19 protein-coding genes are annotated in these 21300 nt (G+C 72.8%); 11 read left to right on the top strand and 8 right to left on the bottom strand.

Annotated features, from left to right (window positions below):
* Positions 1–82: 82 nt before the first annotated feature.
* The gene (locus tag OG389_RS23325; RefSeq protein WP_328300388.1) at positions 83–1495 is read left to right on the top strand and encodes an SWIM zinc finger family protein; all 1413 of its coding nucleotides are present in this window, start codon (positions 83–85) and stop codon (positions 1493–1495) included.
* 196 nt (positions 1496–1691) lie between these two features.
* Complete coding sequence (locus OG389_RS23320; protein ID WP_328300387.1) at positions 1692–3311, top strand: DUF5691 domain-containing protein; 1620 nt, start codon at positions 1692–1694, stop codon at positions 3309–3311.
* A 174-nt stretch (positions 3312–3485) separates the two neighbouring features.
* Here OG389_RS23320 and OG389_RS23315 read toward each other — a convergent pair whose 3' ends face one another.
* Positions 3486–3893, bottom strand: a complete 408-nt coding sequence (locus tag OG389_RS23315) for a cobalamin B12-binding domain-containing protein (protein WP_243333486.1) — start codon at positions 3891–3893, stop codon at positions 3486–3488.
* 178 nt (positions 3894–4071) lie between these two features.
* Between OG389_RS23315 and OG389_RS23310 the strand changes: the two genes are divergently transcribed.
* Positions 4072–4875, top strand: a complete 804-nt coding sequence (locus tag OG389_RS23310) for an esterase/lipase family protein (protein WP_328300386.1) — start codon at positions 4072–4074, stop codon at positions 4873–4875.
* A gap of 233 nt (positions 4876–5108) precedes the next feature.
* Positions 5109–6611, top strand: a complete 1503-nt coding sequence (locus OG389_RS23305) for a M23 family metallopeptidase (RefSeq protein WP_328300385.1) — start codon at positions 5109–5111, stop codon at positions 6609–6611.
* A gap of 110 nt (positions 6612–6721) precedes the next feature.
* On the opposite strand, the gene pcrA is transcribed toward OG389_RS23305, so the two are convergent.
* A complete protein-coding gene (pcrA, locus tag OG389_RS23300; RefSeq protein ID WP_328300384.1) occupies positions 6722–9250 on the bottom strand; it encodes a DNA helicase PcrA in 2529 nt (842 codons plus the stop codon).
* Positions 9251–9397: 147 nt separating this feature from the next.
* Here pcrA and OG389_RS23295 point away from each other — a divergent pair, with 147 nt between their 5' ends.
* From OG389_RS23295 to OG389_RS23275, 5 genes are all read left to right on the top strand, one after another.
* A complete protein-coding gene (locus tag OG389_RS23295; protein WP_328300382.1) occupies positions 9398–10462 on the top strand; it encodes a C40 family peptidase in 1065 nt (354 codons plus the stop codon).
* Between the two features lie 285 nt (positions 10463–10747).
* Positions 10748–11272, top strand: coding sequence for a hypothetical protein (locus OG389_RS23290; RefSeq protein ID WP_328300381.1), 525 nt, complete (start codon positions 10748–10750; stop codon positions 11270–11272).
* Positions 11273–11419: 147 nt separating this feature from the next.
* The gene (locus tag OG389_RS23285) at positions 11420–12076 is read left to right on the top strand and encodes a class F sortase (RefSeq protein ID WP_328300380.1); all 657 of its coding nucleotides are present in this window, start codon (positions 11420–11422) and stop codon (positions 12074–12076) included.
* 24 nt (positions 12077–12100) lie between these two features.
* Entirely contained in the window at positions 12101–12454 is a 354-nt protein-coding gene (locus OG389_RS23280) for a hypothetical protein (RefSeq protein WP_328300379.1), read from the top strand.
* A 140-nt stretch (positions 12455–12594) separates the two neighbouring features.
* Positions 12595–13647, top strand: a complete 1053-nt coding sequence (locus tag OG389_RS23275) for a C40 family peptidase (RefSeq protein ID WP_328300378.1) — start codon at positions 12595–12597, stop codon at positions 13645–13647.
* A 54-nt stretch (positions 13648–13701) separates the two neighbouring features.
* Here the strand turns inward: OG389_RS23275 and OG389_RS23270 are convergent, their stop codons facing one another.
* From OG389_RS23270 to OG389_RS23260, 3 genes are all read right to left on the bottom strand, one after another.
* Positions 13702–14787, bottom strand: a complete 1086-nt coding sequence (locus OG389_RS23270) for an alpha/beta hydrolase (RefSeq protein ID WP_328300377.1) — start codon at positions 14785–14787, stop codon at positions 13702–13704.
* 87 nt (positions 14788–14874) lie between these two features.
* Positions 14875–15570, bottom strand: a complete 696-nt coding sequence (locus OG389_RS23265) for a response regulator transcription factor (protein ID WP_328300376.1) — start codon at positions 15568–15570, stop codon at positions 14875–14877.
* The gene (locus OG389_RS23260) at positions 15567–16862 is read right to left on the bottom strand and encodes an ATP-binding protein (RefSeq protein WP_328300375.1); all 1296 of its coding nucleotides are present in this window, start codon (positions 16860–16862) and stop codon (positions 15567–15569) included. The genes OG389_RS23265 and OG389_RS23260 overlap by 4 nt, the downstream gene beginning before the upstream one ends.
* Positions 16863–16993: 131 nt before the next feature.
* Between OG389_RS23260 and OG389_RS23255 the strand changes: the two genes are divergently transcribed.
* A complete protein-coding gene (locus tag OG389_RS23255; RefSeq protein ID WP_328300374.1) occupies positions 16994–18367 on the top strand; it encodes a PspC domain-containing protein in 1374 nt (457 codons plus the stop codon).
* Positions 18354–18578 (top strand): hypothetical protein, encoded by a 225-nt coding sequence (locus OG389_RS23250; protein ID WP_328300373.1) that lies wholly within the window; start codon positions 18354–18356, stop codon positions 18576–18578. The genes OG389_RS23255 and OG389_RS23250 overlap by 14 nt, the downstream gene beginning before the upstream one ends.
* On the opposite strand, the gene OG389_RS23245 is transcribed toward OG389_RS23250, so the two are convergent.
* The 3 genes from OG389_RS23245 to OG389_RS23235 form a co-directional block, all read right to left on the bottom strand.
* Positions 18524–18997, bottom strand: coding sequence for a TQO small subunit DoxD (locus OG389_RS23245; protein WP_328304008.1), 474 nt, complete (start codon positions 18995–18997; stop codon positions 18524–18526). The two genes, OG389_RS23250 and OG389_RS23245, sit on opposite strands and share 55 nt — an antisense overlap.
* Before the next feature lie 84 nt (positions 18998–19081).
* Complete coding sequence (locus tag OG389_RS23240; protein WP_443059324.1) at positions 19082–20344, bottom strand: hypothetical protein; 1263 nt, start codon at positions 20342–20344, stop codon at positions 19082–19084.
* Positions 20345–20440: 96 nt separating this feature from the next.
* Complete coding sequence (locus OG389_RS23235; protein ID WP_328300371.1) at positions 20441–21244, bottom strand: class II aldolase/adducin family protein; 804 nt, start codon at positions 21242–21244, stop codon at positions 20441–20443.
* Positions 21245–21300: the final 56 nt, after the last annotated feature.

The following is a 21300-nucleotide window of genomic DNA, read 5'->3' as shown; positions in this document are numbered from 1 at the left end:
CCCGACCACTGACAACGCCCCCCGGACAGACTGTTGTTGCAGGTCAGAGCGATTGTCAGTGGGGGTCTCTACGGTGGAACACATGACTGAGCAGGGGGTCCGCTGGACGGCGGAACAGGTACTGGCTCTGGCTCCTGACGATGCGTCGCGCAAGGCGGGGGCCAGACTCGGCGGGGCGGGGCCGTGGTCACAGACCGGAGGTTCCGCTTCCGGCGCGGTATGGGGGTTGTGCAAGGGCAGCGGCAGCAAGCCGTACCGGACGGTCGCCGACCTGTCCGGGCCTGCCTTCACGTGCTCCTGCCCGAGCCGGAAGTTCCCGTGCAAGCACGCGCTGGGACTGCTGCTGCTCTGGGCGGCGGAGGGGTTGGGAGTTCCGGCCGAGGCCCCGGAGTGGGCGGGCGAGTGGCTGGCGGAGCGGGCGGCCAGGGCGGCGCGGACGACCACCGCCCGCTCCGGTCCGGACGGGCCGGCGGACGCGGAGGGTGCGCGCAAGCGGGCCGAGCGGCGGACGGCGCGGATCGACGCGGGCGTCATCGAACTGGAACAGCGACTCGCGGACCTGATCCACGGGGGACTCGCCGGTCAGCAGCAGACGGGTTACGCGGGCTGGGAGGAGACCGCTGCCCGGATGGTCGACGCCCAGGCACCCGGACTGGCCGCGCGGGTGCGGGAGTTGGGGGCGATACCCAGTTGCGGGGCCGGCTGGCCCGCCCGGATGCTGGAGGAGGCCGCGCTGCTGCACCTGCTGGACCGGGCCTGGCTGGGGGTGTCCGGGCTGCCGGAGCCGCTGGCCGCGACGGTCCGCAGCCGTCTGGGACTGCGGACCCGGGCGGAGGGCGAGGCCGTACGGGACCGCTGGCTCGTGCTGGCCCAGTACGACACGGCGTCCCCGGACGGCCGCCTCACCACCCGCCGGACATGGCTGCGCGGGCTGGCGAGCGGCCGGCCGGCCCTGGTCCTGGACTTCGGTCCGCCGGGGCGGCCACCGGGCCTGGCCCTGCCCGTCGGTCTGGTGCTGGATGCGGAAGCCCGCTTCCGGCCCGGTTCGGCGGGGTTGCGCGCCGACCTCGGAGAGAGGTTCGCACCGGCCGGGCCGTGCGGGGGCGCGCCTGCGGGCGTGAGCACGGGCGCGGCACTGGAGGCGTACGGCGCGGCACTGCGCGAGGACCCCTGGCTGGAGTCCTGGCCGGTGGTGCTCGGCCCGGTGGTGCCGATACCGGGGGAACGATCCGAAGGACGGACAGGAGACCGAAGAGGGGGACGAGCGAGCGGACGGACGGGGGAAACGGCCTGGCAACTGGCGGACGCGGAGGGGACGTCCGCCCTGCCCGTGCCCCTGACCGGGGCCGGGAGCCGGTCAGGGGCCGGACTGTGGCAGCTGGCCGCGCTCTCGGGGGGCGGGCCGGTGACGGTGTTCGGCGAATGCGGACACCGCGGATTCACCCCGCTGACGGCCTGGCGACCGGACTCATCGGAGCCGGTGGTGCTGGGCTGAGCGGGCGCAGGGGGAGGAAGCGGCGGCGCGGGGGCGCCGTCGTGCTCGAACGACTGAGCCGGGGGGCTTTCGTGGACGACAACCACGCCAGTTGAGGCCGTGAACACGGCGGCAAGTGCCACAGGGGAATCGAGCTGCTCCGGTCCCGCGGAGGGGGCGGGACCGGAGCACGGCACACGGAGAGGGAGGGGACCCGATGGACACGGCGACGAACACGACGAAGACGAAGACGACGGCAGCGGCGGCAACGGTGGCAGCGACAGCGACGGACGGAGGAACGGCCTACGCCGACTGGGACGAGCTGGTCGGTGCCGCACTGCTGGGCACCGGGAGGCGGCAGGTCAGTCCCGAGGGGCTGCTCGGGGCCGCGGCCGTACAGACGGTCCGGCGCCGGGCCGGACTGCTGCCCGCCGAGGCGGGTCCGCGGCCCGAACCGGCCCCGCGCGACCCGCGCCCCGAGCCGCCTGAACCGGCCCGGCGGCGGCTGGCACAGCTGTTGGCCGGCCGGACCGGCGCGGGCAGCGGCGGCGGGCGTCGGGGGGCGGCCCCGGACCTGACGGAGCTGCTGCCGCAGTGGCTGGCCGCCGCCGGGCACCACGGCTACCGGGCGCCGGCCGCGCTCGTGCCCGCGCTGCTCGACCTCGCGCGGGCCCGCAGCGATCTCCGGCCGCAGGCGCTGGCCCTGGCCGGGACGCGCGGGCTGTGGCTGGCCCGGCTCAACCCCGACTGGCGGTTCGCGCTGCGCGGGGGTTCCGGGAGCGCCGGTGAACTGCCCGGCCCGACGGATGCCGAGGGTGTGGAACGGCTGTGGCAGGAAGGGCTGTTCGCGGAGCGGGTGGCGCTGCTCGGCGCCGTACGGGCCCACGAGGCGGCGGCCGGGCCGCGGCTGCTGGCCACCACGTGGACCACCGAGCGGGCCGAGGACCGGCTGATGTTCCTCGATTCGCTGCGGGTGGGGCTGTCGGCGGGCGACGAGCCGTTCCTGGAGGCCGCACTGGGCGACCGCAGCCGCAATGTCCGGGCGACCGCCGCCGAGCTGCTGTCCGCGCTGCCGACATCGGCGCTGGCCGGGCGGATGGCGCGGCGGGCGCTGGCCTGCGTCGGCCCCGAGGGGGTGACACCGCCGGCCGAGTGCGACGCGGGGATGCTGCGCGACGGCGTGGTCGAGCGACCGCCGGCCGGGCGCGGGGAGCGGGCCTGGTGGCTGGGGCAGTTGGTGGAGTCCGCTCCGCTGTCGTGCTGGCGGGAACGGTTCGGGGGGCTCGGCCCGGCGGAGATCGTGGCGCTGCCGGTGGCCGAGGGCTGGGCGGAGGAACTGCATGCCGCCTGGTGCCGGGCGGCGGTGCGCCAGCGCGACCCCGCGTGGTCGCAGGCCCTGCTCGGATCGGCGACCGCACCACCCGCGGCGGGGCCGGCGACGGCTTCGCTGGCGGAGCGGGCGAAGCTCCTGTCGATCCTGGGGGAGGGAGAACGGGCGGCGTGGGTCGCGGAGTTCATACGGACCCACGGGCTGTCGGAGGCGTTCCAGCTGCTGGGGGTGTGCGTGGTGCCGTGGGCGGGGGCGCTGGGGCGGGCGGTGGTCGAGGCGCTGGATTCCGCGCGGGAGGCGGGGGGCTACCCGTGGAGCTTCAGCGGGGTGATGGGGCTGGCGGAGCGCTGCCTCGACCCTGCGGAGGCGGAGCGGCTGGATGCGCTGGTGGCGGAGCCGGTGGAGGAGGGGGATGCGGCGGCGTACTGGTCGGAGGCCTTCCAGCGGCTGGTCGCCACTCTCCGGCTCCGCGCGGCCATGCACACGGAACTGACACCGCCGGGCTGACTCGGCGGGCCGGCTCGGCGGGCCGGAACCGGCCGGTCCCAGCCCGCACCTGAACGCCGCGGGGCTGGAAAATCCAGCCCCGCCGGCGATTGGGGCGCGGGGTCCGGGGGCTGGCCCCCGGCGACGGCGCCGCACCCGGCAACAGGGCAGGAGCCGGGCAAGGCCCCGCCAGGGCTACGCGGGTTGGCGGACGTGGGCGCGGACCCAGTCGACGATGGCCGTGGTGGTCGCGCCCGGGGTGAAGATCTCGGCCACGCCCTTCTCCTTGAGCGGAGCGATGTCCGCCTCCGGGATGATGCCGCCGCCGAACACCTTGATGTCCTCCGCGTCGCGCTCCGCGAGGAGTTCCAGCACACGCGCGAACAGCGTGTTGTGCGCGCCCGAGAGGATCGACAGGCCGATCGCGTCGGCGTCCTCCTGGATCGCGGTGTCGACGATCTGTTCGGGGGTCTGGTGGAGGCCCGTGTAGATCACCTCCATGCCCGCGTCCCGCAGGGCCCGCGCGATCACCTTGGCGCCTCGGTCGTGGCCGTCGAGGCCCGGCTTGGCCACCACCACACGGATCGGACCGGTCACACCCATCGCACTGCCTCCCGAGTGAACGAACGTTAAGTACAGCATCGCGCACACCCCCGTTTCGCGGTCAACCACGAGGGGGAAATCACACGTGGGATGGCGTGCCACCCGCTCCGTGCCGACAGCCGCGCGGCACGGAGCGGTCTGGTGCCCCTGGTCCCATGACGCTAGGGGGAGGCCGTCCATGGGACTCACCATGTCCGGGGCCGCGCTGCGGGCCGGCTTACTGGAAGCGATCGTGCTCGGCGGGCACATCCTGATGTATCCCACCGGAGTGCTGCCCGAGCGCCAGGCCGCGGGGCGGCCCGGCGACCCGACCACCACCCGGACCACCGCCGGCGCTCCGCACGAGCGCCCGCCCGCGCTGCTGCTGCACGGGTTCACCGACAACCGCTCCGTCTTCGTCCTGCTGCGCCGCGCCCTCGGGGCCGGCGGTCTGCGGCAGGTGGAGACGTACAACTACTCACCCTTCACCCGCGATCTGCGCGTCACCGCCCGCCACCTCGCCCGCCGCGTCGAGGAGCTGTGTGAGCGCACCGGGCAGGAGCGGGTGGATCTGGTGGGGCACAGCCTCGGCGGGCTGGTCGGGCGGTACTACGTCCAGCGCCTCGGCGGCGACGCCCGCGTCCGCACCCTCGTCACGCTCGGCACCCCGCACTCCGGCACCCGGGTCGCACCCTTCATGGACGCGCACCCGCTGGTCCGGCAGATGCGCCCGGATTCCGAGGTGCTCACCGAACTGCGCGGGCCCGCACCCGGCTGCCGCACCCGGTGCGTGGCGTTCTGGAGCGAGTTCGACGAGCTGATGGACCCGACCGAGACGGCCCGGATCGAGCATCCGGACCTCCTCGCGGAGAACGTCCAGGTAACCGGTATCGGGCATCTCGCCCTGCCCGCGCACCCCACCGTCATCGCGGCGGTCCGGCGCGCCCTCGACGGATCCGGGCTGACCGCCCTCACACACCCCGATTCCGCTTCCGTCGCCTGACCGAAAGACGAGCGAATGCTCGACTGCATTCGAACGCATTTCGAACTCAAGGCCAAGGCCGGGTCTTCGGGAGGCCGAAAGGCGGCCGAATGCCCGGTTCCCCCGAGCACATAACCCCCGGAAGATTGTCGTTGCCAGTAACCGCCGGGTACAGTCACGCCACTGCTCTCCTCCGAGGACCTCACGTTCCTCGGCCACCCAGGCCCCCCGCTGCCGAGGCGAAAGAGAAGTTGGTGAACGACCGCCCTTCGTCGGGCCAGTACCCCGATTTCGGGTATGACGGCCTTTCCACCACCACTTTCGCCGGTGATTCCGGCTTCGCGCCCTATGAAACACAGGGCCAGGGCTACAACTACGCCGCCTATGGTTCCGGTTCCGGTTCCTACGACACCGGCACGTACGACACGACGGCCTGGACCACCCCGCAGAACGGCTACCCGCAGCAGCCCCTCGACGGCTACGACGGATACCTCTCGACCGTCCCCACGCAGGGCGGCGTCTCCACGGACTACCAGGCCACGGCCTTCGGTTACGAGACCGCCCCCGAGCAGACCGGCCACTGGTCGCTCCCGGGCTACGGGACCGAGACCGGAACTTACGACGCCACCGCCTGGAACACCACTTCCGAGCCGACGTACGCGTACACCGGCTACGAGCAGCCGCAGCAGACACAGCCGCAGGAGCAGGAGCAGCAGTACTCGTCGTACGACCACGCGTACGAGCCGTACGCGCAGGCCGGGAACACCGCCGCGGCCACGACGGGCTACACCGAGACCGCCGTCTTCGAGTTCCTCGCCCCCCGGGCCGGCGCCTCCGACGACGTAGACGTAGACGTAGACGAAATCGACGAGTCCGGTCACGACGCCGCCCAGGTGCACGATCTCCCCACCCAGGCCATGCCCGTCACGCCCGCCGGCCCCGCCGAGCCCCGCCCCTCGCGCCGCGCCGGTTCCAAGCCCGTCGCCAAGGCGAGTACCGCCAAGGCCGGTGCCAGCAGCCGCCGTCGTACCCCCGCCAAGCGTTCCGCACTGCTGACCGTGGCCGTGCCCTCCGCCTGCGTGATGGGCGTCGCGGGCGTGGCCGCCGCCTCCGTGGGCGGGCTCACCAATGCGGAGAAGCCGTCCGGGGAGACCACCACGCTGGCCGCCCCCGACCCGGCCTCCATCAAGCCGGTCGCCGCGAACAGCAAGCTCGACACCCAGCTCACCGCCCTGAGCGCCGACGCCGGCGACTTCGCGGACCGCGCGAGCCGGACCCAGGAACGCATCGACCTGCGCCTGCGCCAGGACGAGGAGAAGAAGAAGAAGGAGGCGGAGGAGGCGGCCAAGGAAGCGGCCCGCCCCAAGTTCGCCCTCCCCGTCGCGCGCCACGGCCTCAGCGCCGGCTTCGGTCAGGCGGGCGTCAACTGGATGTCCGTCCACACCGGCATCGACTTCCCGGTGGGCTACGGGACTTCGGTCATGGCCGCCACCGACGGCACCGTGCGCAGCCAGTTCAACAGCGCCTACGGCAACATGGTGATACTCACCGCGCCCGACGGCACCGAGACCTGGTACTGCCACCTCAGCAGCGCCAAGATCCGCTCCGGCAAGGTCAAGGCCGGCGACGTGATCGCGTACTCGGGCGACACCGGCAACTCCACCGGCCCGCACCTCCACTTCGAGGTGCGTCCGGGCGGCGGCGCTCCGATCGACCCCCAGGCCTGGCTGCGCAGCCACGACCTGAACCCGAACTGAGCCGCTGACCTCGCGGTACCGGCCCCGGTGACGGACCCCGGCGGCCGGCCCACGGGCCGCCCGTGCGCGGGGCCCGCATCGCTGCGCAGGTCCCGCGCGTCCGTACCGCTCTAAAGCTTCTGCACCGGCGCGTACCGCAGCAGCAGCCGCTTGGGCTTCTCGTCCCCGAAGTCGATGGTGGCCTGCGCGTCCGCGCCCGCTCCCCTGACCTCCATGACCGTGCCCAGCCCGAACTGGTCGTGCGTGACCCGGTCCCCGACCACCAGCGCGATGACCGGCTTGTCGGCGGCCCGCCGCGTCGCGAACCCGGACGGGCCCGACTTCGTACGCGACGAGGACAGGAACGACTCCGGCGAGGTGCCGAACGAGGCCTTCGACCCGCCCGAGCCCGAGGAGCCGTACCCCGAGCCCGAGCCGCGCATCGGGCCCGCCGGCTTCTGTGCCGCGCCCGTCCGCTTCCACTGCAGGTACTCGGCCGGGATCTCCTCGAGGAACCGCGACGGCGGGTTGTACGAGGGGGTGCCCCACGCGCTGCGCATCGAGGAGCGGGTCAGGTACAGCCGCTCGCGCGCCCGCGTGATGCCGACGTAGGCGAGGCGGCGCTCCTCCTCCAGCTCCTTGGTCTGGCCCAGCGCGCGCATGTGCGGGAAGACCCCGTCCTCCATGCCGGTCAGGAAGACCACCGGGAACTCGAGGCCCTTGGCGGTGTGCAGGGTCATGAGGGTGATGACGCCGTTCCCGTCGGTGTCCTCGTCCGGGATCTGGTCGGAGTCGGCGACGAGCGCGACCTGCTCCAGGAACTCCGAGAGCGTGCCGGGGCCCACCGGCGGGGCGCCGTTCGAGGCGGCCTCCGCCGCCGCCGCTTCCCGCGCCTGCTCGAACTCGAGCGCCACGGCGGCGAGCTCCTGCAGGTTCTCGATCCGCGTCTCGTCCTGCGGGTCGGTCGACGCCTGGAGCTCGGCGAGGTAGCCCGTGCGCTCCAGGACCGCCTCCAGCACCACAGCCGGGCCGGCGCCCGAGTCGACGATCGTACGGAGCTCCTCCATCAGCACGTTGAAGCGCTTGACCGCGTTGGTCGAGCGGGCGGCCATGCCGAAGGCCTCGTCGACCCGGCGCAGCGCCTGCGGGAAGGTGATCTTCTCGCGCATCGCGAGCGCGTCGATCATCGCTTCCGCGCGCTCGCCGATACCGCGCTTGGGTACGTTCAGGATCCGGCGGAGCGGGACGTTGTCCTCGGGGTTCGACAGGACGCGCAGGTACGCGAGGACGTCGCGGACCTCCTTGCGCTCGTAGAACCGGACGCCGCCGACGACCTTGTAGGGCAGTCCGACCCGGATGAAGATCTCCTCGAACACGCGGGACTGCGCGTTCGTCCGGTAGAAGATCGCGACGTCGCCCGCCTTCGCGTCGCCCGCGTCCGTCAGCCGGTCGATCTCGTCGGCGATGAACTGCGCCTCGTCGTGCTCGGTGTCCGCGACGTAGCCGGTGATGACGGCTCCGCTGCCGGCCTCGGTCCACAGGTTCTTCGCGCGACGGTTCTCGTTGCGCTCGATGACCGCGTTGGCGGCGGACAGGATCGTCTGCGTGGAGCGGTAGTTCTGCTCCAGGAGGATCGTCGTGGCGTCCGCGTAGTCCTCCTCGAACTGGAGGATGTTGCGGATGGTCGCGCCGCGGAAGGCGTAGATCGACTGGTCGGCGTCACCCACGACGCACAGCTCGGCGGGCGGCAGGTCCGGGTACCCGGTGCCGACCAGCTCGCGCACGAGCGTGTACTGGGCATGGTTGGTGTCCTGATACTCGTCGACCAGCACGTGCCGGAAGCGGCGCCGGTAGTGCTCGGCGACCTCCGGGAAGGCCTGGAGCAGGTGGACCGTGGTCATGATGATGTCGTCGAAGTCGAGCGCGTTGGCCTCGCGCAGCCGCCCCTGGTACATCGCGTACGCCTGGGCGAGGGTCTTCTCGAAACCGTCGACCGCCTGCCCGGCGAAGGCGTCCTCGTCGATGAGCTCGTTCTTCAGGTTCGAGATCTTGGCGCTGAAGGCCTTCGGCGGGAACTTCTTCGGGTCCAGGTCCAGGTCACGGCAGACGAGCGCCATCAGGCGCTTCGAGTCGGCCGCGTCGTAGATCGAGAACGAGGAGGTGAAACCGAGCCGCTTGGACTCGCGGCGCAGGATGCGCACGCACGCGCTGTGGAAGGTGGAGACCCACATGGCGTTCGCGCGCGGGCCGACCAGGCCCTCGACGCGCTCCTTCATCTCGCCGGCGGCCTTGTTGGTGAAGGTGATCGCCAGGATCTGGCCGGGGTGGACCCCGCGCGCGCCCAGCAGATGGCCGATGCGGTGTGTCAGCACGCGCGTCTTGCCGGATCCGGCGCCGGCCACGATGAGCAGCGGTGATCCCGCGTGCACCACGGCCGCGCGCTGCTCCGCGTTCAGCCCGTCCAGGAGCGCCGCCGGGTCGATCACGGGCCTGGGGGCGCCGTCCCGGTAGTACGCGTCCCCGCTCATGGGCACGTCGAACCGACCCCCGAAGAGGTCGTCCGTGCCCGCCTCGGGGGCGGCGTGGTCCTCGGGCGGCGGGGGGACCTCCTCGGAGGGGGAGAGGTCGGCCAGGAAGCTGTCGTCAAAGAGGCTGCTCATCGCCTTCCGAGTCTAGGGGGCCGGACCGACAGACGGTCCCGCCCCCGGAAATTCGGCGGCACATGCACGGCGAAGCCTGCGCAACCCCTTCCGCGGCTCTCCGTTCACCGATAAGGTTCTCCGCCAACGGGAAGGAGGTGCCGGCCCGTGTACTCCTACGGATTCTCCTCGTCCCACTCCTCCCCCCAGCACCGCAAGCCGCGCACCCGAAGACATCCGAACGCCCCCACGGCGGTGGTCACGACCGCCGCCCTGTCCTCATTGGGCCTGCTCATCCCCCACCAGGCCGCGGCGGTGCCCGCCCCCCGCCCCTCGGTGGAGGAGGTACGGACCCGGGTGGACGAGCTGCACCGGCAGGCGGGCACGGCCACCCAGGCCTACGACGCGGCGGCCGCGCGGACCGCGAAGCAGCGGGCCCTGCTGTCGGCGCTCATGGACCAGATCGCCGGGACCACCCAGAAGCTGAACGAGACCCGGCGGCTGCTCGGCAGCTACGCCGCCGACCGCTACCGCGGCGCCGGCCCCCTCGGCGGGGCCGCGACCTTGCTGCTCAGCGACGATCCGCAGGCCTACTTCGCGCAGACTCACCTGCTGAACCGGCTCGGCGGCCGCGAGGACGCGCTGCTCACCGAGTACACCCGGGCCAGGGCGGAGACGGCGCGCGAGCGGCGGGAGGCGGCCGCGGTGGCCGCGGACCTCGAGCGGGCGCAGGAGGAGCTGCGCGGGCGGAAGCGGCAGGTGCAGGACCGGCTCACCGAGGCGAACGCCCTGCTGTCGCAGCTCACCCGGGCCGACCGGGAGCGGGCCCTGGCCAGCGGGTCCTCGGCCGCCTCGGGCCCGCTGCCCTCGGACGCCCCCGCGTCGGCCGCCGGCACCAGGGCCGTGGCCTTCGCGCGGGCCCAGCTCGGGAAACCGTACGTCTGGGGCGCGACCGGCCCGAACTCCTACGACTGCTCCGGGCTGACCCAGGCCGCCTGGCACGCGGCGGGGGTCACGCTGCCGCGTACGACGTGGGACCAGGTGGAGGCGGCGCCGCGGGTCGCGACGAAGCAGCTGCGCCCGGGCGACCTGGTCTTCTTCTACTCGGACATCAGCCACGTCGGGATCTACATCGGGGGCGGTCGCATGATCCACGCCCCGCGCCCGGGTGCGTACGTCCGCGAGGACTCGATCTACTACCAGCCGATCTACGGGAGCGTCCGGCCCAGCTGAGCCGACTGCCGCCCAAGGACGGGCCGTCGGCGTGCCCGGGGCCTGCTGTCGGCGTGTCCGTCACTCAGCGCCAGCGCGTGGCGAGCCGGTCCGGCGTGGCGCTCACCCTCCGTATCAGGCGAGTTGACACGGCGCCCCTCAACTCACCTCTGGTGTTGGTCCGTTCGTGCGGCCCGAGTCGCAGGTTCCGCCAACCGGGCCTAGCGTCGAGCACATCGAGGAGCATTTCCTACTTTTGCGGACAAATGGTTCGCGCCTGCGCCTCGGGGACCCGGAGGATTCACCATGCGTGCGATACGTGTCGCGTCCGTAGCCCTGCTGTCCACCGCCGCCTTCGCGCTCGCCGCGCCGGTTGCCTCGGCCAACGACGGTGGGACCACGCCCAACGTCACGTCGTTCGGTTTCACCGTCTCCCCCGCCACGGTCGCCCCCGGCGGCACCGTCACCCTGAACGCCACCGGTTGCCAGGAGCCGCTGGTCAAGGTCTCCTCCGGCGTCTTCGACGCGGTCGAGCTCAACGAGGGCAGGTCCGCCACCGCCAAGGTCGACGCGGACGCCAAGCCGGGCGCCCAGTACCAGGTCACCTTCGACTGCAAGGGCGAGAAGGGCACCACCACCCTCACGGTCGCGGGCCACCCGACCGGTACCGGCACCGGCACGACCACTCCCTCCAAGGGCGTCAAGGCCGGCCTCGGCGGCGGCGCGGGCGGCCTGAACGGCACCGAGGTCGCGGCCGGTTCCGCGCTGCTGGCCGGCGCGCTCGGCGGCGGCGTGCTCCTGATGCGCCGCCGGGCGGGCGGCAGCGCCTGACCTCGGGTCACTGCCCCCCGGCCCCCGACCGCGGGTCGCTGACCGCGAGTTCCTGAGCGCCGGGCCCGTCCGACCCGCCCCTGGCGGCCGGACGGGCCCGGTCCAGTGACTGCCCCGCATCCCCGCACCACGGAAGGAGCGCGCATCATGCCCCGCCCCCAGGAGCGTCCGAAGCCGCGCGGCGGCTGGGGCGTCGTCGCCGTCGTCGCGCTGTGCGGCACGTTCCTCCTCTCCAACGGCCTCGACCTGGGCGGCGGTCCGCCCCAGCCCGCGCAGGCCGCCGCACGGGTCGGCGACCCGGCCCACGACGCGGCGGCCCGCCGCCTCCCACCGGCCCCGCAGCCACTGAAGCCCTCCCCGCCGACCCGGATCCGGGTGCCCTCCGTACGGATCGACGCGCCCGTCACCCGCGTCGGGCTCGACGCCGAGGGCTGGGTGGAGGCCCCGCCGCCGCGGGACCGGAACCTGGCCGGCTGGTACGAGGGCTCCCCGGCCCCGGGCACGCGGGGCACGACGGTGATCGACGGCCACGTGGACAACGAGCGGGGCCCGGCCGTCTTCTACGACCTGGGATCGCTCAAGCAGGGCCAGCACATCGAGGTGGACCGGCAGGACGGCCGGACCGCCGTCTTCACGGTGTACGGCGTCGAGGTCGTCGGCAAGAAGGACTTTCCGGCCGAGCGCGTCTACGGCCCCAAGGGCGACCCGGAGCTCCGGGTGATCACCTGCGGCGGCGGTTTCTCGAAGGGGACGGGGTACGACGGCAACGTCGTCGTCTTCGCCCGCCTGACCGAAATCCGCTGATGGGCACCGCCTAGGCTCGTCGCCATGAACGTACTCATCAACGTCTTCCTCGGCCTGCACATCATCGGGATCGCCTCGCTCCTCGGCGGTTTCCTGACCCAGATGAAGGCGATGAGCGCCGGCACCGCCCGCTTCGTGCCCGCGATGCTGCACGGAGCGCTGACCATGCTCGTCACCGGCGTACTGCTCGTCGGCTTCCGCGAGATGGACGGCGGCACCGTCAACAACATCAAGATCGGCGTGAAGCTCGCGATCCTCTTCGTGGTCCTGGCGATCGTCTACGTCAAGCGTGACGAGGAGCGGGTGGAGAAGGCGCTGTTCGGGGCGGTCGGCGGGCTGACCATGGTCAATATCTTCATCGCCGTTCTCTGGCACTGACATCGGACGGCCATCGGGTGACACCCGGGCGGCCAGGTACGGTCACGTCCGGCCACTTGCGATCATCTCGTCATCTTCCCGTTACCTTCGGGTCTAGCGTCCTCCTCCAGGCATCGACAGAGGAAGGACGTGAGGCCCTCGTGGCCAGTCATCGAAAGCCCAGGCAGCGCCCGCTCACCGGCGGCACGGCACGGAGCACCGTACGCACCACCGCCGCCACCCTCGCCCTCGCGGGCGCTGCCACCGCGACCGTGCTCGAAGGCACCTCCCACGCCGATCCCCAGCCGACGCCCTCCCAGGTCAAGGCGGAGATGGACCGGCTCTACGAGGAGGCCGAGGTCGCGACCGACCGGTACAACGGGGCGAAGGAGAAGGCCGACGAGGCCCAGCGGGCCCTCGAGGGCCTGCGGGACGAGACCGCCCGCAAGACCGATCAGCTCAACACCGCACGCAGCGCACTCGGTTCGCTGGCCGCGACCCAGTACCGCAGCGGCACCCTGGGCGCCGCCGTCCAGCTGGCGATGTCCGACGACCCGCAGCAGTACCTGGACCGCGCGGCCCTCATCACCCGGGCCGGCGTCCGCAACGCCGCCGAGGTCTCCTCCGTGCGCCGCAAGCTCGACGAGGTGGGGCACCTCAAGGAGCAGGCCGCCGGACGCCTCGCCGACCTGCGCGCCCAGCAGGGCGAACTCGCCGGCCACAAGGCCGAGATCGAGGAGAAGCTGACCGCGGCCCAGCGGCTGCTCGCCAAGCTCACGGCCGAGGAGCGAGCGGCCTACGAGGCCCACTCGGGCGGCAGCGCCCCCAGCGGCTCCGCGACCCAGGACCCGCCGCCCTCCGACGGCTCGCGCGCCGCCCGCGCGGTGGCGTTCGCGTACGGGGCGATCGGCAAGCCGTACGTGTGGGGCGCGACGGGACCGGGCTCGTTCGACTGCTCGGGCCTGACCCAGGCGGCCTGGCGCGCGGCCGGGGTGTCGCTGCCGCGCACCACCTACACCCAGATCAACGCGGGCCGGCGGGTCTCCCGCGATCAGCTGGCCCCCGGTGACCTGGTGTTCTTCTACTCCGGGGTCAGCCACGTGGGCATGTACATCGGCAACGGCCAGATGATCCACGCCCCGCGCCCCGGTTCCACGGTCCGTATCGCCCCGGTGGACTCCATGCCCTGGGCCGGCGCCTCCCGGCCGGCCTGAGCCCTGCCGCTACGGCTGCCACGGCCCCTCCCGCAGCCGCGGCCGCTCCTGCCCCTACGGCGCCTTGACCGTCTTGCTCAGCCAGTCGAAGGTCTGCGGCAGCTGCTTCGACCACGAGTCGAGGTTGTGGCCGCCGACGACCTTCTCCGCGTGCACCTGGGTCGGGCTCTGCGCGAGGGCCTTGAGGTCCGTGCCGGACAGGTAGCCGTCCTGTTCGGCCCCCGAGATCCACAGCGAGACCGCGGGCGGTTTCGGCGCCGCCTTCAGCAGGTTCTTCAGGTTGTGCGCGGCCCGCAGCTGCGGGTCCTTGGCGACCAGCGAGGAGGGCTCCTGGCCCGGGTCGTTGTAGCCCGACAGGGAGACGGCCGCGCTGTAGCGGTCGGGGTGGGCGATCGCCAGCTTGGTGGCGCAGTACGCGCCGGCCGAGTACCCGGCCACGCCCCAGGTGCGGGCCTCGTCGGAGGCCCGGAAGTTGTCGGTGACCATCTTGCGGACGTCGACGCTGAACCAGCTGTCCGCGTTGACCTTGCCGGGCAGGTTGGCGCAGCCGGTGTCGGCGTTGCCGAGCAGCATGGCCCGCGGCGACACCAGGATGAACGGCTGCACCTTGCCGCTCTTCATGAGCGGCTCCAGGACCTCGTGCGCCTTGAGTCCCTGGAACCAGGACTTGCCCGTTCCCGGTATGCCGGGGATCAGCTCGACCACGGGGAACTTCTTGTCCTTGTAGGCCGGGTCGTCGTACTGCGGCGGCAGCCAGACCAGGACGTCACCCTTGACCCCGGAGATCTTTCCGTCGAGCTCGGTCTTCTTGACCCGGCCGCCGAGGCCCTCGACGGGTTCGAAGGGCTGCTGGACCTTCGGGGCTTCATTGAGCTGCTCGGCCTTCTTCCCGCCGAGTCCGTCCGGACCCAGGTCGGGAGCGGTGTTGACGTACTTGCCGGTGCCGAACAGGTCCCCCCAGGACGCGTAGAAGGTCATGTCCCGGTTGACCCCGATGAACACCAGCGCGATGGCGGTGGCCTGGGCGAACACCACCATGGAGGCCCGGGTGGCGACGCGTACGGGGGCCGGGCCGCGCGCCCTGCTCCACAGCAGCAGCGGGAGGAGGACCGCGATCACGGTCAGCGCGACCGCGGTCACGAAAAGGGGGGTCCCCGTCAAGCTCATCACGGGAACGAAGAGGGCCGCACGCGGCGTCCCGGTTGCCCGGGACGCCTGCGGTGTGGATCACACCAGCCGGCGGGCCGTCGCCCAGCGGGTCAGCTCGTGGCGGTTGGACAGCTGGAGCTTGCGCAGGACCGCCGAGACGTGGGATTCCACCGTCTTGACGGAGATGAACAGCTGCTTGGCGATCTCCTTGTACGCGTACCCGCGCGCGATCAGCCGCAGTACCTCGCGCTCGCGCTGGGTGAGGCGGTCCAGGTCCTCGTCGACCGGCGGGGCGTCCGTGGAAGCGAAGGCGTCGAGCACGAAGCCCGCCAGCCGCGGCGAGAACACCGCGTCCCCGTCCTGCACGCGGAAGACCGAGTCCACCAGGTCGGTGCCGGTGATCGTCTTGGTGACGTAGCCGCGCGCGCCGCCGCGGATGACCCCGATGACGTCCTCGGCGGCGTCCGACACGGACAGCGCCAGGAACCGGACCGGGTCCTCGGCGGCGCCCATCAGCGGGGCGCAGCGGCGCAGTACCTCGACGCCGCCGCCGCCGGGCAGGTGCACGTCGAGGAGTACCACCTCGGGGCGGGTGGCGGTGATGACGGTGACGGCCTGGTCCACGTCGGCGGCCTCGCCGACGACCTCGACCCCGGTCCGGTCGGTCTCGCCGATCTCGGCCTGGACGCCCGTGCGGAACATCCGGTGGTCGTCGACGAGCACCACCCTGACCCGCCTGGTCGCTCCGCCGGTGCTCGCGTTGTCCTCGGTCATGCTGCCTTCGCCGCCCTCTCCATCTCCAGCTCGACTTCCGTGCCGTCGCCCGGCACGGACCGCAGTCGCGCGGTCCCGCCGTTGCGCTGCATCCGGCCGATGATCGATTCTCGTACGCCCATGCGGTCGTCCGGTACTGCGTCCATGTCGAAGCCCGGTCCGCGGTCCCGTACGGACACGAACACCGTCTGGCCCTCCACCTCGGCGTACACCTGCACGGGGCCGCCCTCGCCACCGTACTTGGCGGCATTGACCATCGCTTCGCGCGCGGCCTGCATCTGTGCCGTCAGCTTCTCGTCGAGGGGGCAGTCGCCGACGACGACCACCTCGATCTGGACCCCGTGGTGGTCCTCGACGTCGGCGGCGGTCTTCTTCACGGCCTCGGCCAGTGTCGTCGGCTCCTCGTCCTCGTCCTTGCCGGTGCCCTCCGGCTTGTACAGCCAGTTGCGCAGCTCCCGCTCCTGGGCCCGCGCGAGGCGGCGTACTTCTCCGGCGTCCTCGGCGTTGCGCTGGATCAGGGTGAGGGTGTGCAGGACGGAGTCGTGGACGTGGGCGGCGACCTCGGCGCGCTCCTGGGCACGGATGCGCATCAGGCGCTCCTCGGAGAGGTCCTGGGTCATCCGTATCAGCCAGGGGCCGGCGAGCAGGGCGACGCCGACGAGGACGGCGAGGGTGGCGGTCAGGACGTTGCCCAGCTGGGCGGCGGAGCCGCGGACCACGATGAAGACGGTGAGGCCCACGCCGACCAGGGCGACGCCCGCGAGCGCGCGGGCGGCCTGCAGCAGCCGGGCGTGCCGGCCGGCGGCCGCGTTCCAGTGGGCGCGGCGGGCGTTGTCGGCCTGGCGCCAGACGAGGACCACGCCGGCCCCGACGAGCAGGGTCGGCCACACGTACCGTCCGGAGGCGCCGCCGACCTGGACCTTGGAGATGAAGATGCCCGCGCCGACGCAGAGCGCGATCAGCGCGGTGATCTGGCCCCGCTCGGGCTTGCGCAGCCGCCGGGTGCCGTCGGGCAGGGTGTCGAAGTAGGAGCGGTGGCCGCTGCGGCCGCCGACGCCGAGCGGTACGAAGACCCAGAACGCGGCGTAGAGCAGGACGCCGAGGCCGTCTCCCCACATGAACAGGCCGAGGAAGGCGAGCCGGACCCAGACGACGGGCAGGCCCAGGTGCCCGGCGAGGCCGCGCGCGACTCCGCCGAGCATCCGGCCGTCGGCGCTGCGGTAGAGCTTGCGCTGCGGCGTCTCGTCGGAGTCCGGTGCGAACGGCGTGCGGGGGGCGGCTGTTACGGGCATGCCACCGATGGTCACACGTGCGCGGTGCCCGGGGCATCAGGGCAGCCCCCCAGTTCTCTCGGGGGGATATCAGGGTTGCGCCAGGGTAGATCCGGATGCCCGCGGCGCCGGCGGCCCGTCACCATGTACACATGACCGAAGTACACGATTCCCCGCCGCCGGACGCCGGGGCCGGTGCGGGCACCGGCTCCGCCCCGCCGCCTGCCGAGCGCCCGGCCCTGCGCCGCGGCAAGCGCGACAAGGTGCTCGCGGGCGTGTGCGGCGGCCTGGGCCGGTATTTCGACCTCGACCCGGTGATCTTCCGGATCGTGCTCGGCGTCCTCGCGGTCACCGGCGGTGTCGGTCTGATCTTCTACGGCTTCGCGTGGCTGCTCCTGCCCCAGGAGGGCGAGGACGACAGCGAGGCGAAGAAGCTGCTGACCGGTCGGGTCGAGGGCTCGACGCTGGCGGCGGTGTTCGCCGCGCTGGTGGGCTGTGCGCTGTTCCTGTCGATGCTGGACAACGGCGGGCTGGCGGTCTTCTCCGTCCTCGCGGTCCTGGCGCTGGGCGGCGCGGCGTACTGGTCGCAGCGGCGGCGGAGCAGGTCCGCCGACGTCCCCGAGGCGATGGCCGCGCCGGGCGTCGAGTTCGTGTACCCGGCGGCGACGCGCACCGGGCACCGCATCGTGCACAGTCCGGCGCCGCCGGAGACCCAGGCGCCGCCGACGCCCGGCGGCCCGTCCTGGTGGCGGGACCCGCTGGTCAAGGACGGCACCACGGGGCCGGTCGGCTCCACCGGGTACCTGTGGGGTCCGGACGACTCGGTCTCCACCGCCCCCGACGGGGATCCGGCCGCGGCCCCGGCCGCCGGGAAGCGGGTGCGCGCGCAGCCGCGCGGTGGCATAGGCGGGCGGGTCTTCGTCCTGGCCGCACTGGCGGCGGGCGTCTCCACCGCCTCGGTCTGGGAGGGCAGCACCCTGAGCCATGCGCTGCAGGTCGGCTTCGCGACCGCCCTCGGCGTCTTCGGCCTCGGTCTGGCGGTCAGCTCCGTCAAGGGCCGCACCGGCTTCGGCACCGTACTGCTCTCGGTGATCACGGCCGGGCTGCTGGCCGGGGCGGTCGCGCTGCCCAAGCAGATCGGCACCGACTGGCAGCGGGTCGACTGGCGGCCGGCCTCGGTGGCCGAGGTGCGGCCGCGGTACGAGGCGGGGACCGGGCTCGCCACCTTGGACCTCGGTCACCTGGACGTCCCGAAGGGCACGACCGTGGCGGTCCACGCCTCCATCGAGGCGGGTCGGCTCAAGGTGATCGTGCCCCGGGAGGTCACGGCGCGGACCGATGTGTCGGTCGAGCTGGGCGACATCCACCTGCCCGGGGACACCAGCGAGGACGTACGGATCCGCACCGGCGGCGAAACCCGGACGACGACCCTTCAGCCCTCCCCGGGCACCGAGGCGGGCGGAACGATCGAGCTGCACCTGAGCGCGGGTGCGGGACAGGTGGAGGTGGCCCGTGCGGCGTCATGAGTTCCAGCCGGGACGGCTGATCGCGGGACTGGTCCTGATGGCGGCCGGGGCGCTCTACCTCCTCGGCGCGGTCGGCGAGGCCGATCCGCCCTGGTTCCTCGTCCTGCTGATGACCATGGGCGGGCTGGCCTTCGCCGCCGTCGTGGGCCTCGTGACCTACGCCGTGCGCCGGGACCGGCGCGAGCGGATCAGCGAGTCCAGGGAGAGGTAGGGGGCTCCGGCGAGGATCAAGGGGATCCAGGCCATCAGGTAGATCAGGTCGTTGCCGTAGTAGTACGGGGTCACCGCCCAGGACACGGTGAGCCACAGGCTGAGCGAGATCAGCGCTCCGCCCAGGGCCGCGAGCCGGGTCAGCAGTCCGGCCAGGACACCCAGGCCGACCAGGAGCTCGCCGATGGCCAGGGCGACGGCGAAGCCGACGGGCGCCTTCAGGGCCATGTCCACCATGGCCGGGATCGCGGAGGTGTCGCGCACCCCGCGCATCAGCTCGCCGATGGAGCCGTCGCCGTTGGCCGAGAGGAACGCGGAGTCGGTGAGCTTGTCCAGGCCCGCGTAGACGAAGGTCGCGCCGAGGAAGACGCGCAGGGGCAGCAGCGCGTGGCGGGCGGCGAGTGCGCGCAGACCGGCCAGGCCGCGCGGACCGGAGGTTTCATCGGCAGGGCTGCCGGAGGGGGAGGAGACATCAGGTCGGGTCACGCGACATGTGTACCCGCTTCACTCGGCGACGTCGATGCTGCACCGGTTGGATTCCACTCCCGCGGCGGTGACGACCTGGATTTCGATCCGCCCGGGTTCCACTTCCGCCGGTACCGGCACGGTCAGTACGGCGTCGGACGGGTTGGTGAAGCCCCCCGCCACCGGGACCAGCGGTACGTGCACATGGACCGCACCCACCCGGACCACCAGCCGGGCCAGCATCTCCGGCGTCTGGGCGCCCGGCGGGACGAAGCCGACGCCCCTGATCTCGATGTCGTCCCCGGGGCGGATCGCCGCGTCCAGATCCCCGGGCTCGCGTCTGCGCACCACGGACAGCACCAGCGGGCGGCTGCCCTCGGCGTACTTCGCCGCGAGGTACACGGCCGCGGACAGGGCGACCAGCAGCGCCAGCGCCCAGGGCAGCTGCGGCAGCCGGTCGGGGAAGCGGGCCAGCGACACCGCGGCGAAGGCCAGCACCACCGTGGAGACCAGCACGTACTGGGTGTCGGGGAAGGAGCCCCGGCCCGCGTCGTCCGTCAGCAGGTCGGCTCCGGCCGGGCGGTCGGCCGGCAGTTTCTGCAGCCGCTGCCCCATGATCCGTACGCAGACCACCCGGCGCACCACCACCGCGACCACCGAGGTCAGCGAGAGCACCGCCAGCAGCGGCAGCGCCCGGTCGAGCGCGAGCCCCGCGTACAGCGCCTGGCGCTCCGGCCCCGGTGAGGAGGCCGCGAGCCGCAGCGCCGGCAGCAGTGTCGCGAAAGCGGTGAGCACCAGCCAGGCGCTCGGCACCGTCTTCGAGGTGGACAGCCGGTTGTCCTCGCCGACGAGCGGGGCCAGCAGGCCGCCCCGGACGGTCTGCGCGCGGGCCGCCACCGTCAGCAGGGCCGCCAGTACGAGCGCGGCCAGCAGCCCGGCGGTGCGCGCCGTGGACCAGCCGGTGCCGAGCGCGGTGCCCACCTGGACCAGCAGCAGCACCCCGGCGGCGATCCACACGGCGAGCACGGCCCGCCGCGAGAGCAGGTACAGCCAGGAGTGCCCGGCCTCCCTCCCCCGGTCGGCGACCGTGCGCGCGGACAGGGTCAATTCGTCGGACACCCACTGCCGGGACGCCCCGGCGGAGCGGGCGACGGCGGCCGGCAGCCCCTGCCCGGCGGCGAACTCATCGCGCTTCTCCAGGAACGCGGCGACGGCGCGGCGGTGCCCCTCCCGTGCGCAGTCGTCGCAGGCACAGGCCGCGGTATGAGTACCTCTGGACATCTCTTGGACAGCCACGAACATGCCGCCTCTCTGAACTCCGGTGCGATGCCTGCGAATTGTGCACCACTGCGGCAGTGTTCCGGATTGCGCACGATGTCAGAGCAGGTGATTAACCGTTCATGATGTTGACGCCACCGGTTCCAGCAGCGGCTGGCAGTTCACCCAGGCCGCCAGATCCGACCCGAACCGCTCCCGCGTCGCGAGCGCGCCGTGGTGGCTGACGAGGACCGCTTTGCCGGCCGCCCGCGCGATCAGCTGCACCTGTGCGGCCCGCTCGGCGGCGATGAACCACCAGGCCGCGGCCTCCACTGAGTCACCGACCGTCAGCAGCCCCTGGTTGCGCAGGACCAGCGCCTTGTACGGGCCGAGCGCGACCGCGATCCGGCCGGCGTCCCCGGCGCCCGCGTACTCGTCGAGCAGCGCGTTGTCCTCGTAGAAGGCGCAGGCCTCCTGGGTGACGGGGGCGATGAGTTCGCCGAGCGCGGCGAGCGCCCTGCCGTACGGGGCCTGTGTGCGGACGACGGCCACCACGGCGGGCCGGGCCCGGTGGACGGCCGCGTGCACGGCGAAGGCCAGCTGGTTGACCCGGCGCTCCCCCTGGCGGACCCGGCCCTCCCCGTCGACCAGCAGCAGGTCGTCGGCGGCGAGCGCGCCGAAGGCCCGGCCGAAGGGGTTCACCCAGTAGCAGTCCTCGAACTCCGGGTCCCGGGCGGACACGTGCCCGCCCACCCCGTCCTCGTACCCCAGGCGCCCCAGCAGCCGCAGCACCGCGGCGAGGCGTTCCTTGCGGTGCGCGCGCTCCTCCTCCGCGGTGGCGAACACCGGCGGCATCTCGAAGCCCAGCCGCTCGACGGGCACGGGTGCGGGTGCGAGTGCGGATACGGGTACGGGTGCCTGCGCGCGTGCCGGCTGCTCGGACATGGCCCCTCCTTCAAGGTCGCGGCGCAAAGTACCGGCGACCGGGCGAAGAGGCCAGA

Source organism: Streptomyces sp. NBC_00435, from assembly GCF_036014235.1.
GTDB lineage: Bacteria > Actinomycetota > Actinomycetes > Streptomycetales > Streptomycetaceae > Streptomyces.
Note: the sequence above shows the minus strand (reverse complement) of the source record. Positions and strands in the feature narration are given on the sequence as shown.

What these genes read in the sequence shown, in the direction of transcription:
- OG389_RS23325 (WP_328300388.1), top strand. Translation starts at nt 83, where the DNA reads ATGACTGAGCAGGGGGTCCGCTGGACGGCGGAACAGGTACTGGCTCTG.
- OG389_RS23280 (WP_328300379.1), top strand. Translation starts at nt 12,101, where the DNA reads ATGAACGTACTCATCAACGTCTTCCTCGGCCTGCACATCATCGGGATC.
- OG389_RS23260 (WP_328300375.1), bottom strand. Translation starts at nt 16,862, where the DNA reads ATGCCCGTAACAGCCGCCCCCCGCACGCCGTTCGCACCGGACTCCGAC.
- OG389_RS23255 (WP_328300374.1), top strand. Translation starts at nt 16,994, where the DNA reads ATGACCGAAGTACACGATTCCCCGCCGCCGGACGCCGGGGCCGGTGCG.
- pcrA (WP_328300384.1), bottom strand. Translation starts at nt 9,250, where the DNA reads ATGAGCAGCCTCTTTGACGACAGCTTCCTGGCCGACCTCTCCCCCTCC.
- OG389_RS23285 (WP_328300380.1), top strand. Translation starts at nt 11,420, where the DNA reads ATGCCCCGCCCCCAGGAGCGTCCGAAGCCGCGCGGCGGCTGGGGCGTC.
- OG389_RS23310 (WP_328300386.1), top strand. Translation starts at nt 4,072, where the DNA reads ATGGGACTCACCATGTCCGGGGCCGCGCTGCGGGCCGGCTTACTGGAA.
- OG389_RS23320 (WP_328300387.1), top strand. Translation starts at nt 1,692, where the DNA reads ATGGACACGGCGACGAACACGACGAAGACGAAGACGACGGCAGCGGCG.
- OG389_RS23235 (WP_328300371.1), bottom strand. Translation starts at nt 21,244, where the DNA reads ATGTCCGAGCAGCCGGCACGCGCGCAGGCACCCGTACCCGTATCCGCA.
- OG389_RS23315 (WP_243333486.1), bottom strand. Translation starts at nt 3,893, where the DNA reads ATGGGTGTGACCGGTCCGATCCGTGTGGTGGTGGCCAAGCCGGGCCTC.
- OG389_RS23290 (WP_328300381.1), top strand. Translation starts at nt 10,748, where the DNA reads ATGCGTGCGATACGTGTCGCGTCCGTAGCCCTGCTGTCCACCGCCGCC.
- OG389_RS23265 (WP_328300376.1), bottom strand. Translation starts at nt 15,570, where the DNA reads ATGACCGAGGACAACGCGAGCACCGGCGGAGCGACCAGGCGGGTCAGG.
- OG389_RS23240 (WP_443059324.1), bottom strand. Translation starts at nt 20,344, where the DNA reads ATGTTCGTGGCTGTCCAAGAGATGTCCAGAGGTACTCATACCGCGGCC.